Genomic DNA, 13,417 nt, shown 5'->3' on the forward strand with positions numbered 1-13,417 from the left:
GTCTCGCCTGCCTGGGTCGCGACCACGCTGGCCGCCGATGCGCCCAAGCTCTCGGCCGCGCAGATCCATGCCCTCGTTCTGGAGGGCAAGACCGTGGTGTGCCTGTCCGAAGGGATGGAATTGCACCGCTCGCGCGTCATGGGCGCGAACCGGATCGAACTCTCGGGCTTCTCGGAGGCAGCCAAGGATCGCCTCAAGGCCGATGGCTTCTTCTCGGAGATTATTAGTTGGAAGCTTCGGCTGTTTTGCCCGACCGACGCTGATGGCGTCGCGATACTGGATCGTCTGCTTGCACGTTGTCCTGTCGCAAGGCTACATGATCGCGGAGGCTGTTGACCCATGTATTCCGATACCGAAGACCTCGTGCGCGATCTGGCAGAAAATGCCGAAGGCGTCTGTCGTGCCTACCTTCCCGCCGGACGGAGGGAAGGATCCTACTGGATCGTCGGCGATCTGCAGAACAACACCGGCCGGTCGCTCTTCGTGCGGTTGACTGGGCCGGCATCAGGTGCAGGAGCTGCCGGGAAATTCACCGACGGCGCGACCGGCGAGCACGGCGATCTCCTGGATATCATCCGCGCCCGGACGGGGATCACGCGCTTCCCCGACCTTCTCGCCGAGGCCCGAGCACATCTTGGCCGTCCGCAGCCGGTCGTCCCGGATAGGCAAGAGCCGAGGAAGTCCAAGGCACCCGGTGGCACTCCTGCGGCGGCGGCGCGATTGTTTGCTGCCTCGAACCCGATCACAAGCACGCTTGCCGACACCTACCTCCGTTCCCGAGGCATCACCCAATTCGGGGCGAACGGCGCCTTACGCTTCCACCCGAAGTGCTGGCATCGGGAAGAGGGGCAGACCCGGAGCATCCCCAGACCGGCGATGATCGCGGCGGTTACCGATGGGGCCGGGGCCGTGCAGGGCGTGCATCGCACCTGGCTGGCGTCTGACGGGCAGGGGAAGGCGGAAGTGAATCCACAGCGTCGGGCAATGGGTCACCTCCTGGGCAATGCTGTCAGGCTGAGCCCGGAGGACGATATCCTCGTCATCGGCGAAGGCATCGAGACCATGCTGTCCCTGTCCGAAGCGATCCCAGGTCTGCCCGTCTGGGCGGCACTCTCTTCGGGTCACCTCGGGGCGGTCCTGCTGCCGGAGGGGCTCCAGCGCCTCTACATCGCCATCGATCGCGATCCGGCCGGGCAACGTGCGGCAGGGAGGTTGAGCGCCAGAGCCACCGAGTTCGGGGTCGCCGTGCGGGTGCTGGAACCGGGGCTCGGGGACTTCAACGATGATCTTCGGGCGAACGGCAAGAACGCGCTGCGCCAGCATCTGGCAGGTCAGATCGGGCCAGAGGATCGGCATCGCCTATTGGGCTGAGCTGCATCGCGCAGGGGGTCTGGGAGTGCGGGGCAGGGGGCAGCATCCCAGTCGTGGCTCTGGATCGTCGTCCTCACCCCATCCCGGGCCTTGCGCATCCACTCGTCACCCGAGCGGCCTTCAAGAGATGGGCAGGCCGTCAAAGCGGTTGCCCCTGCAAGGTCGGCAGGGAACCTATTTCCGCCTGCGGCAAAGCCGCCTTTGCATCGCGAGACAAATAGCTTCCCTGCCGACCTCCTCCACGCTGTTCCGGCCCCGGTGAAGCCGGGATGAAGGGGCAACCGCCCCGACGGCTCGGGTCTGCCCATGAAGGCCGCGCGGGATGACGCGCGGACGAGACAGGCCCGGAGGCAAGAAACCGATGACGATCCATACCCACGACGACGCGTATGAACCCGCCCATAGCGCATCCCAGACCGCCCATGCGCTCGACGAGCTCCAGCTCTACGGCTATCGCCCCTTTGACGAGCCCGATCCGCGCCCGATGCCCGATGGGCAGCGCCTCGCCGTCGCCGTCGCCGACATCTTCGACGCCCTCGTCGCGACCCTGGAAGACACCCGTATGGAACCCGACCTCGAAGAGGTGCTCTGGGGCCAGGTCAACCTCTTCCACCGCGCCACGGCCCGGATCGAGCGGACGCTCGATGAGAACGAGCAGGCGCAGCGCCGCCTCCAGCGCGAGCAGGACGGCTCCGAAGTGAAGTCCGTCGAACTCGAGCGCCTGACAGCCGAAGGCCTGACCCTCGTCGAACGGCGCAACTGCATGGACATGATGCGCGATCACGCCGCCTCCGAGTTTGTTCAGCACACCGGATCGGCCTGGCGCCCCCGCACCGGCTCGATGGTGAACCGACAGCACATGACCGCCGCCCTGATCGACAGCCGCGACTTCCTGGCCGCCAAGCGCCGCGCCGAGACCGAGGTGATGCTTCCCGCAGGCCCCAAGGTCGCCCTCACCGGCGGGACCGATTTCAACGATCATCGCCTTATCTGGGGCAAGCTCGACCAGGTCCGCACCAAGTATCCCGACATGGTCCTGCTGCACGGTGGCAGCCCCAAAGGCTCAGAACTCATCGCCGCCAAATGGGCAGAGTCTCGGGGCGTGACGCAGGTCGCCTTCAAGCCTGACTGGACCAAGCACGCCAAGGCCGCGCCCTTCAAACGAAACGATGCGATGCTGGATGTGCTCCCGGTCGGGGTCCTCGTCTTCCCCGGAACCGGTATCCAGGAAAACCTCGCCGATAAAGCCAAAAAGCTGGGCATCCCGGTCATGAAGTTCGAGAAGGGGGCGTGAGCCCCCGACTTCAATCCGGGACAGAACATTGTGGAAACGTCGAAGAGCGCTTGATATTGTGGTTTTGAGAGAGGCGCCAACAACATGTTCGACATATCGCGGCAAATGGAAGTGTTCCCGACGACGGTCGATCTCAAGCGGATCGACCCGTCTATCAACATGCGCCGCTTCTATCGAATGAGCATTCAGCCGGACCTGTTTGGCGGCGCATGCCTTGTGCGGGAATGGGGCCGTATCGGGTTTCGAGGGCAGATGCTAATCGAACAGCACCCGGACGAGGGGCATGCTGTGACCGCCCTATTGAAGCTCGCAGCGACGAAGCATCGCCGAGGATACTTACGTTCTAGCTAGATGATCCTTTGGGCTTTGATAGTCCAAGACCAGTCCCTGGGTTATCTACGCCTGAATGGTCGACTTCCAAGGCAACGCCTTGAAATTCGATTGATAATCTCGGTGTCACTCCCTAAGGTTGTCGCAGGCCCAGAAAATGGGCGCGCATAGTTACAATGCGCATTGGGATACCGGGAGGCCAGGGTGGATAGCGACAGGTCAGAACTTCGATGGGGAGTCGAGCAACGTCTCGAGTTCATAGAGTTCCGCTTGTTCTGGGAGGGGCATGTAAACCGGAGTGACCTCATGGATCAGTTCGGTGTCTCGGTCAACCAAGCGTCCACTGACCTGAATCGCTATATCGGCTTTGCGCCGGCGAACATGGTCTACGACAAGAGTGCGCGGACTTATGTGCGAGGCAGTGCATTCCAACCACAATTTCTGGAACCTGATGCCAGTCGCTATCTAGCTCAGCTACGGTCCGTGGCCGAAAACATTCTTGACCGTGAAGACTCTTGGATCGCTAATCTTCCGTCCTTTGCCTCTGCGCCGACGCCGGTCCGTGGTGTTGACCCCGTGACGCTTCGGTCCGTTGTGGGAGCGATCAGGCGATCCGAAGAGATAGAGATACGATACCAGTCCCTTTCCAGCCCAGATCCGCGGTGGCGTTGGATTGCGCCTCACGCGATTGCCTTCGATGGATTTCGCTGGCACGCCCGCGCGTTTTGTCTAACCGACGAGTGTTTCAAGGATTTCCTTCTTTCCCGGATGATTGAGATTCGTGGCTCACGCGAAAGCGGGACATCGGCCGATGATGATCTCGACTGGAATTCAGAAGTCGTCCTTGAAGTGGCTCCTCATCCCGAACTGTCAGAAACGCAGGCTAAGGTCATTGCCCTCGACTACGGGATGCGTGGCGGCAGCGCGAAGATAAGGGTGCGCCGCGCGCTGCTCTATTACGCGCTAAGGCGCTTGGGATTGGATACAGATCCCGCCGCCCGGCGCCCGCAAGACCAACAGATTGTCCTGATGAACGCCCCCGAAATCGGGCACTCGACACCGAGGGTCTCGGCGCCTGTGAGCGGAGGCGTAAACGGATGATCGAGGCACTTGAACGCGTTGTTGACGATCTTGCTGTGGTGAACAGCAAACTATTGCTGCTGATAGGCGCGCCAAATTCTGGGAAAAGCGACTTGCTTCGCCAACTGGCTGGACGTCGAAGGCTGCACATCCTCAACATCGGAGCTGCCCTCGGACGAGAACTGCTGACAATCCCGAGCCCCAGGAGACACCTTCAAGCAGCCGACCTTCTGAAAGGGTTGGCGGATGAGTTTTCGCGGGAAGGGCTTCTCCTCCTGGACAATCTCGAACTCCTGTTCGACCAGGAGTTGAAGCTAAGTCCGCTCGATTTGCTCCGGCGGCACTCTCAAGCGCGACGCGTTGTTGCGGCTTGGCCGGGGACGCTCACAGACAACAGGCTGTCGTATGCAACGACAGGACATCCAGAATATCAGGACTACAGCTGTGATGGCGTGGTTCCGTTCAGAGTTAATTGAAAGGAAATCTCGAGATGGCAATGCGTTACGGCGATCTCATTCAATTTGAGCCCATTGAATCGGTTATTCAGCTTCTCGATGCAGATCGTCCTGATGAAGCTAAGAAGCTTGTGTCCACCTATGTCATCTCGGATGACATGGCCGACCGCATCGCCAAGCTCATGATCCCGCAGCTCTCCTTCGATGAGGCTGTGGACCACAAAGGCGTCTTGGTGGTCGGGAACTACGGCACTGGTAAGTCGCACTTGATGTCGGTGCTGTCACTTGTCGCTGAAGATGAGGCATATCTGCCGATGATCCAGCACCCCAAAGTGGCCGAGGCTGCAAAGACAATTGCGGGCCGCTTCAAAGTACATCGGATTGAGATCTCGAGTCAGATGTCATTGCGCGACATCATCACCCAACAGCTTGAGGTGTTCCTGGAAAAGCACGGCGTGACATATGCGTTCCCGCCTGCCGACAAGGTTATCAATAACAAGGCTGCGTTCGAGGAGATGATGTCGGCTTTTGCGGAGGTTCACCCTGATCAAGGTGTTCTCCTAGTTGTCGACGAGTTTCTCGAATACCTGCGGTCGCGAAAAGACCACGAACTGGTACTCGACTTGTCCTTCCTCCGCGAGATCGGAGAGGTTACCAAACATCTCCGGTTCCGTTTCGTTGCAGGCGTTCAGGAAGCGATCTTCGATAGCAGCCGCTTTCAACATGTGGCGGATAGCCTGCGGAGGGTGAAGGATCGCTTCACTCAGGTTTTGCTGGCAAGACAAGATGTCAGTTTCGTTGTCGCGGAACGTCTCTTGAAGAAGTCCGCGGACCAGCAGGACAAGATCCGCGCTTACCTTGCGCCCTTCTCGAAATTCTATGGCTCAATGAATGAGCGGATGGACGAGTATGTGCGTTTGTTTCCAGTACACCCAGACTACATCGGGACGTTTGAGCGCCTGGTCTTCACCGAGAAGCGGGGCGCGTTGGTGACCTTGCGTGATCAGATCCAGGCAATCCTTGACGATGAAGTTCCTTCAGATCGGCCTGGTCTAATCGGCTTCGACAAGTTTTGGGACACTGTCGCAACAAACTCCGTCTTGCGCTCAGATCCGAATATCGGGCCAGTGCTCAAGGTCTCAGAAGTGCTTGCGGAGAGGGTCTCCAAGGCGTTCACTCGGCCGGCCTACAAGCCGATGGCGCTTCGCATCATTGACGGCCTTTCGGTCCACCGCCTGACGACGGGCGGGGACATCTATGTGCCGGTCGGACCGACGGCCGAGGAACTGCGCGACACGCTTTGCCTGTTTCAGCCGGGTATTGAAGACATGGGTGGCGACCCGTCTGACGACCTACTTACCGCGGTCCAGACCACGCTTCGAGAGACCCTCAAGACGGTAAACGGTCAGTTCATCTCCAAGGCGCCAGACACCGAGCAATACTATCTCGACCTGAAAAAGGACGTCGATTACGACGCGCAAATCGAGAAGCGGGCCGAGGCTCTTTCGGAGGATGCGCTCGATCGCGCTTACTACGGCGCCATTCGCCAACTCATGGAGCGCACGGACGAGTCCAGCTACGTGACGGGACACCAGATTTGGCAATACCAGATCGAGTGGCAGGAGCGTCGCGTCGAACGGATTGGCTATCTGTTCTTTGGCGCGCCGAACGACCGGCCGACCGCTCAGCCAGAGCGGGATTTCTATTTGTACTTCATCCAGCCCTTCGATCCCCCGCGTTTCCGTGATGAGCAGAAGCCCGACGAGGTCTTCTTCCGTCTGAAATCACCAGACGAAACCATCAAGCGATTGCTGAGCTTCTACGCCGCCGCGCAGGAACTGGCCTCCACGGCAAGTGGTGGCGCGAAAGGCGTGTATCTCGACCGCGCTCGCGATGCGCTGCGCGAAATGAGCAAATGGCTGCAGGAAAAACAGCTGGAGGCATTCGAGGTCACGTTCCAAGGCAAGTCCAAGACACTTCGTGACTGGACCAAAGGCATTTCACTCAGGGACAAAGCGCGCTTGGGGCCGGACGAGCGCATCAACTTCCGCGACGTCGTCAACGTGATCGCGGGGATCGCGCTAAGCAGCCGATTCGCCGATGTTTCGCCCGAATACCCAACATTCTCGGCGCTCGTGACGGAGTCCAACCGAAAGCAGCTCATTGGAAATGCGCTTCGTGCTCTCACGGGGAGCAACCGTACGAAAGATGCTGTGATCGTCCTGGATGGCCTCGAAATGCTCGATGGTGATCGCATCGATCCGGTTCAATCTCGATACGCTCAGGAGGTTCTCGCGCGGCTGAAGGCCAAAGGTCATGGGCAAGTGTTGAACCGCAGTGAGTTGCTCGTTGGAAACGCGGATATCGAGTACTTCAGCCCTGACAAGTACCGGCTCGAGACTGACCTATTGGTCACGGTGCTTGGGTCACTGGTCTATTCCGGTGACATTGTCCTCGCGATTACTGGGGACAAAATTGACTCCGGCAAGATCGGGCTTCTCGCGGATCGTCCGCTCGATGAGTTGAAGCAGTTCAAGCATGTTGAGGCGCCGAAAGAGATCAACGTTGCCGTGCTCCGGTCACTCTTCGAGATGCTGGAGTTGCCGCCGGGTCTCGCGCAGCAAGCAACTCAAGGCTCGGATGAACCGGTCAAGGCGCTTCAGGAGGAAGTCAGCAAGCTAACAAAACGTGTGCTTGCAGCTTCCACCGACATGGCGAACCGGCTTAGCTTTTGGGGCCAGCCACTTCTGCGCGAGGAAGAAATCCGCGACTGGAGATCGAAGCTCGACGAGCTTAAGGCCTTCTCGGAAAGCCTGTCGCCCTACAACACGGTCGGCAAGCTCAAAAACCTGCGCATTGGGTCTGACGATATCGCAGCCCAGAAAAAGAACCTTGAGGTTCTGAACTCCGTGGAAGGACTCATCAGCCTGATCGGCGAACTCGGGAACACGGCAAGCTATCTTGGCCAGGCCGAGATGGTGCTGCCGTCTGACCACGCATGGGTGAAGCAGGCTCAGGACACCCGCAAGCAGGTCCTCGACGCATTGTCGGCGAGCCGAACTGGACAGAATGGATCCGAACACCGGCAGACGCTGGCCAAGCTCAAAAAGGACTATGTGACGGCGTATGTCAGCCTGCACAGCAAGGCGCGTCTAGGAGTGTCCGAGGACAAGACGAAGACCGCGCTGCGCAAGGACTCTCGGCTCGTCGCCATGCGAGCTTTGGCGAATATCTCGCTGATGCCGACAAGCCAGCTCACCACCTTCGAGGAGAAACTCGACAAGTTGAAGAGCTGCGCCTCGCTGATCGATTCGGAACTGGCGGCCAGCCCGGTTTGCCCGCACTGCAACTTCCGCCCGGCGAATGAGCAGGGCGACATGCTGCCCGCGGCCAATGTGCTTAAGCAGCTCGATGACGAGCTCGATCAATTGCTGGACGGATGGGTGCAGACGCTTCTCGACAACCTCGAGGATCCGATCATCCAGTCCAACTTTGAACTGCTGAAGGAAGGGTCGCGCAAGATCGTCACCGGCTTTGTCGACAGCAAGTCATTGCCGGATCCCGTCACGCCCGAGTTCATCAGCGCAGTGCAAGAGGCACTGTCCGGCCTCGACAAGGTCGTCGTGTCGGGCAGCGACATCCGGCAGGCCCTGCTTCAGGGGGGATCGCCCGCGACGCCCGAAGACCTGCGCAAGCGTTTCGAGGCGTTCCTGACCGACCGCTGCAAGGGCAAGGACACCTCCAAGCTGCGCTTCGTGGTCGAGTGAACTTCCGCCAACCGATATTGAGATGAGACGAACTGATGACTGAACAACTGAAGATGGATGGCGGCAAGAACGGCGGGCCGGTCGAATGCCTGGGTATGACGTTCCCGAACGATGACGCGCGCCGCGAGCATTTCCTGAAGCTCTTGGCCGAGAAGCTGAAAGAGCCGGAGTTCCGTGCTCAGGAAGGTTTTCCGCAAGGATCAGACGACGCTATTCTCGTCATGTCGGATCCGCCCTACTACACGGCGTGCCCGAACCCGTGGCTTATGGATTTCATTGATCACTACGGGAAGCCGTATGATCCGAACCAAGAATACGCTCGCGAACCCATGGCAATTGACGTTTCGGTTGGAAAGACCGACGCAATCTATAAGGCGCATTCCTATCACACAAAGGTGCCGTATCTCGCCATTGTGCCATCAATTCTGTACTATACAGAACCCGGTGACATAATTCTTGACGGTTTCTCTGGGTCGGGCATGACTGGCGTTGCAACTCAATGGTGCGACGTTGCGACTACGTCATATCGCGTCGACATCGAATCTCAGTGGAAGAAGCGTGGGTTAAAAGCGCCGATTTGGGGGCGCCGACGAGTCATCCTAAATGATCTTTCCCCAGCGGCAACTTCTATCGCGTATAACTATGTGAACCCTTTTGATCTCCACGTTTTTGAGAAGGCGGCTGATGCAGTCCTTGACGCCGTTAAGGATGATGTCGGCTGGATGTATGAGACGACACATTCCAACGGAGAAATCGGTGAGATTGAGAATGTGGTTTGGAGTGAAGTCTTCTCATGCCCTGAGTGTGCAGGGGAAGTAAACTTCTTGGAAAACGCACTACAGCCTGAAAGTACAAAAGTACTAGACGAGTTCACGTGCCCGCATTGCGACAAGATGTTAACCAAGAAAAAGCTTGAGCGCCGCTATGTTAAAAAGATGGACAATGCTCTTGGCGAGACGGTTGACACTCCCAAAAGAGTTGCGACCGTAATCCAGTACGGTTGGAACGGACAGAGGTTCTCCAAAAAGCCTGACGACGATGATCTATTGAAAATCGATAAGATTGAAGCTCTTCCAGTTCCGAAGGAGGCTCCATCATTTCCGTTTCCATTTGATGATATGTGGGAAGCTCCGCGTATGCGAGACAAAGGAATTTCTCATGTTCATCACTTGTACACTGCTAGAGCACTACACGCGATTTCTAGTTTTTGGCGCGCCGCTGAGCATTACTCGGATCGCCGTCTAAGTTCGCTTTTGAAGTTTTGGCTCGATAGCCATCTGGTCAACCTATCGATTATGAACAGATACCGGCCAGATGTTTCTTTTCCTTATAACCCGATGTCAGGCTCTTACTATATTCCATCGCTTATTGCGGAGGCGTCTCCCTTTACAGCATATGAAAATAAGAAAAAAAGGATCATATCATCGATTAAGAAATATCGCCCGAAGCTGTCGACCTCCGTTGTTAATACTGGATCGGCTTCTGCAATTGGTTTGGGTGAGAATTCTGTTGATTACATCTTTACCGACCCACCTTTCGGCGACAACATTCCATACTCGGAGCTGAATTTTGTCGCTGAATCTTGGCATAAAGTGCTGACAGATGCGACGCTCGACTCGATTGTTGATCGTTCGAAAAAGAATAAATCTTCTCAGAAGTCGCTTGATGACTACAGAAGGCTCATGACTGAGTGCTTTACGGAGTATTTTCGGGTTCTGAAGCCAGGTCGATGGATGACCGTAGTATTTTCGAATACAAAAGCATCGGTTTGGAATAGCTTGCAAACAGCACTTCAAGAGGCTGGCTTTGTAGTTGCCAACGTGTCGGCACTAGACAAACAGCAGGGCAGCTTTAAGGCGGTAACGACGACTGTAGCAGTCAAGCAAGACTTGGTGATTTCCGCATACAAGCCCGGTGGTGGACTCGAGCAGAGATTTGGGGCCCAAGCAGGCGCCGACTCGGTTTGGGATTTTGTAACCAACCATTTGAGGCAGCTACCAGTAGCGAAGCACAAGTCGTCCTCGCTGGAATACATCGTCGAGCGTGATCCGAGAATTCTGTTTGATAGGATGGTTGCGTGGTTTGTACGGCACAGTGCGCCAGTTCCGCTTTCCAGCCTGGAGTTCCAAGAAGGCCTTCGACATCGATTTCCAGAGCGAGACGGAATGGTATTTCTCCCCGAACAAGTCGGCGAGTATGACCGCAAACGTGCCCAGGCTGCACAAGCCCCGCAGATGGAACTGTTCGTCTCGGATGAGCGCTCGGCGATCGACTGGCTGACCGATTTCCTGCGCAAGCGGCCTTCGACCTATCAAGAGGTCCATCCCGAGTTCACCACCCAGGTCGGTGCCGGCTGGAAAAAGCACGAAGAGAAGCCCGAGCTCTCTGCGTTGCTTGAAGACAACTTCCTGCGCTTCGATGGAAACGGTGACGTACCGAGCCAGATCCACAGCTATCTTTCGACCAACTTCAAGGATCTCCGCGGGCTGGAGAAGGAAGACCCGCGCCTGAAGGCCAAGGCGAAGGACCGCTGGTATGTGCCCGATCCGAACAAGGCGAAGGATCTGGAACAGAAGCGCGAACGTTCGTTGCTGAAAGAGTTCGAAGCCTACAAGACCGCGAACAAGCGCCAGCTCAAGGAGTCGCGCCTCGAGGTCTTGCGTGCCGGTTTCAAGACGGCCTGGGCTGCGAAGGACTACAAGACGATCATTGGCATAGCCGAGAAGCTGCCGGACGAGACGCTGCAAGAGGATGAAAAGCTCCTGCTCTGGTACGACCAGGCGCTGACCCGTACGGAGGCTGATGCGTGACGCATGGCTCCCAAGACTTTGGCATTGGCGCGTGGTGCTGGCATGAACGACATGCCGCACCCTGCCGCATCGTGGACCGGGAGGAGATGTGGGGCGAAACCGCATACCGCGTCTGGCTCCCGGGCAAGGATGCCGTTGTCCGTGCCAGGTCTCGGGAGCTAGGGCCACTCGACGCTGTCCGAACGACAGTCGACCAGATCCTGCACACGGCCGCCGCGGCAAAGCTTCTGGATGCGCTGGAAGAAAATCTGCTTCTGGCGCCGATCCAGTCGAGCGTCGTTCCTTTGCCGCATCAGCTCTACGCCCTGAACCGCGCCATGAGCCGGGATCGGATCCGTTATCTGCTTGCGGATGAGGTGGGGCTCGGCAAGACCATCGAAGCCGGTCTGATCCTTCGGGAGTTGAAGCTTCGCGGCATGGCCAAGCGGATCCTTGTCGTCGCGCCCAAGGGTCTTGTGCGGCAATGGCAAGCCGAGATGCGCCTGCACTTCGGTGAGAGCTTTCAGTTCATCGAGCCGTCAGAGCTTTCGGCATATCGTCAGTTCCGAGATGATGAGGAGAATCTCTGGCGGCTTCACGATCAGGCGATCTGTTCGCTGGATTCGGTGAAACCGCTCGAAGGGCGGCGCGGATGGAGCGCGGAGCAACTCAGCACCTACAATCGTGAACGGTTCGAAGACCTGATTTCGGCCAACTGGGACCTTGTGATCATCGACGAGGCTCACCGAATGGGAGGCAGCACGGATCAGGTTGCGCGCTACAAGTTGGGCGCGGCACTTGCCGAAGCTGCTCCGTACCTTCTGCTTTTGTCGGCAACGCCGCACCAAGGGAAAACGGATCAATTCCACCGTCTGATGCAGCTGCTGGATCGGGACTCTTTCCCCGATGAGACCAGCGTCTCGAGCGACCGCGTGCGCCCGTTCGTTGTGCGGACAGAGAAGAGGCTTGCGATCGATGCTGAAGGCAAGCCTCTGTTCAAGCCTCGAATGACCCGCATTCAGGCTGTCGCCTGGCTTGACCGACACAAAGCACAGCAAGGGTTGTACGAAGCGATCACTGAGTATGTTCGCCACGGCTACAACCAAGCCATGGCATCGAAGCAGCGGCACATCGGCTTCTTGATGATCCTTATGCAGCGTTTGGTGACGTCCAGCACCGCAGCTATCCGTGCAACCTTGGAAAAGCGACTCCTCGCCCTGGACGACGACCAGCGACAGCTTCAGCTCTTTTCCACCGAAGGTGTCGGAGACTGGCATGAGCTAACGGGTGATGACCAGATCGATATCGCCGTGGCCTTCGATGCCTTGGATGACGAGCGAAAAGACGTTGAGGCACTCTTGTTCCTCGCTCGTGAGACAGAGGCGCAAGGAACCGACGCGAAAGCCGAGGCACTCCTTGAGCAGATCTACAAGATTCAGCAGGAGGAAAACGATCCTGAACTCAAGGTTCTGGTTTTCACCGAGTTTGTTCCGACCCAGGCCATGCTCGCGGAATTTCTCGAAAGCAGGGGGTTCTCGGTTGCAACGCTCAATGGGAGTATGGACCTCGAGGCGCGTGGCCGCGCGCAGCGGGCATTCTCCAAGGATGTTCGTATCCTGATCTCGACGGACGCTGGCGGCGAGGGCCTCAATCTTCAATTCTGCCATGTCATCATCAACTTCGACATGCCGTGGAACCCGATGAGGGTCGAGCAGCGTATTGGGCGCGTGGACCGCATCGGGCAACCGCATATTGTGCGAGCCATCAATTTCGTACTCGAAGACACCGTCGAACATCGGGTTCGCGAAGTTCTCGAAACAAAGCTCGCTGTGATCGCCGAGGAATTCGGCGTGGATAAAGTTGCCGATGTGATGGATTCGGTCGAGGCGGAGCCACTGTTCGACGAGCTCTTTGTTCAGGGGATCCAAGACCCGGCATCGATCGAAACAGAATGCGATGCCGTTCTGACGCAGCTTCGATCCTCGTTGGCAGAGAACCGGAAGAATAGTGATCTGCTCGCCGACGGCCATGAACTAGAAGCCGATGATGCGCGCAAGTGGCGAGACCATCCGGCACAGTTTTGGCTGGAGCGGGCAATCACAACTGGCCTCCCTGCGCGGGGGGGAGAAGCCAAGAAGGAAGGCGATACCTGGCGGATACGGTGGGCCGATGGCACAGAGTCATCTTCGGTGTGTTTTGATGCGCGCACCGCGGGAGATCGGCCCGAAGTAGAGTGGGTGACGCTGGAAGATCCAAGAGCGCAGGCTTTGATTGCCGATCTTCCGCGTTGTATCGCCGGTCAACCCGTCCCCGCTGTCCGCATTACAGGCC

The 13,417-nt window shown here is 57.9% G+C and carries 9 protein-coding genes; all 9 read left to right on the top strand.

What is annotated here, in order from left to right; genetic code table 11:
* Positions 1–336, top strand: a 336-nt coding sequence (locus tag AC2FL1_RS22505) for a hypothetical protein (RefSeq protein ID WP_496878406.1), incomplete at its 5' end; no start/stop codon positions are given.
* Between the two features lie 3 nt (positions 337–339).
* Positions 340–1,371 (top strand): DUF7146 domain-containing protein, encoded by a 1,032-nt coding sequence (locus AC2FL1_RS22510; protein WP_496878407.1) that lies wholly within the window; start codon positions 340–342, stop codon positions 1,369–1,371.
* Between the two features lie 361 nt (positions 1,372–1,732).
* Complete coding sequence (locus AC2FL1_RS22515) at positions 1,733–2,665, top strand: DUF2493 domain-containing protein (RefSeq protein ID WP_496878408.1); 933 nt, start codon at positions 1,733–1,735, stop codon at positions 2,663–2,665.
* Between the two features lie 84 nt (positions 2,666–2,749).
* Entirely contained in the window at positions 2,750–3,016 is a 267-nt protein-coding gene (locus AC2FL1_RS22520) for a WGR domain-containing protein (RefSeq protein ID WP_496878409.1), read from the top strand.
* Between the two features lie 183 nt (positions 3,017–3,199).
* Positions 3,200–4,096 (top strand): BrxR family helix-turn-helix transcriptional regulator, encoded by an 897-nt coding sequence (locus tag AC2FL1_RS22525; protein ID WP_496878410.1) that lies wholly within the window; start codon positions 3,200–3,202, stop codon positions 4,094–4,096.
* Positions 4,093–4,551 carry a BREX-3 system P-loop-containing protein BrxF gene (brxF, locus tag AC2FL1_RS22530; RefSeq protein WP_496878411.1) on the top strand — a complete coding sequence of 153 codons (459 nt, stop codon included), beginning with the start codon at positions 4,093–4,095 and terminating at the stop codon, positions 4,549–4,551. Before AC2FL1_RS22525 ends, brxF begins: the two co-directional genes overlap by 4 nt.
* 14 nt (positions 4,552–4,565) lie before the next feature.
* Positions 4,566–8,297 carry a DUF6079 family protein gene (locus AC2FL1_RS22535; RefSeq protein WP_496878412.1) on the top strand — a complete coding sequence of 1,244 codons (3,732 nt, stop codon included), beginning with the start codon at positions 4,566–4,568 and terminating at the stop codon, positions 8,295–8,297.
* A 35-nt stretch (positions 8,298–8,332) separates the two neighbouring features.
* Positions 8,333–11,107, top strand: coding sequence for a DNA methyltransferase (locus AC2FL1_RS22540; RefSeq protein ID WP_496878413.1), 2,775 nt, complete (start codon positions 8,333–8,335; stop codon positions 11,105–11,107).
* A partial coding sequence (locus AC2FL1_RS22545) for a DEAD/DEAH box helicase (protein ID WP_496878414.1) occupies positions 11,104–13,417 on the top strand: 2,314 nt, incomplete at its 3' end. The genes AC2FL1_RS22540 and AC2FL1_RS22545, both read left to right, overlap by 4 nt.

This window comes from Ruegeria sp. YKSF070, from assembly GCF_059612725.1.

Coding starts and splice junctions, on each gene's coding strand:
- AC2FL1_RS22510 (WP_496878407.1), top strand. CDS start 340: ATGTATTCCGATACCGAAGACCTCGTGCGCGATCTGGCAGAAAATGCC.
- AC2FL1_RS22515 (WP_496878408.1), top strand. CDS start 1,733: ATGACGATCCATACCCACGACGACGCGTATGAACCCGCCCATAGCGCA.
- AC2FL1_RS22520 (WP_496878409.1), top strand. CDS start 2,750: ATGTTCGACATATCGCGGCAAATGGAAGTGTTCCCGACGACGGTCGAT.
- brxF (WP_496878411.1), top strand. CDS start 4,093: ATGATCGAGGCACTTGAACGCGTTGTTGACGATCTTGCTGTGGTGAAC.
- AC2FL1_RS22535 (WP_496878412.1), top strand. CDS start 4,566: ATGGCAATGCGTTACGGCGATCTCATTCAATTTGAGCCCATTGAATCG.
- AC2FL1_RS22540 (WP_496878413.1), top strand. CDS start 8,333: ATGACTGAACAACTGAAGATGGATGGCGGCAAGAACGGCGGGCCGGTC.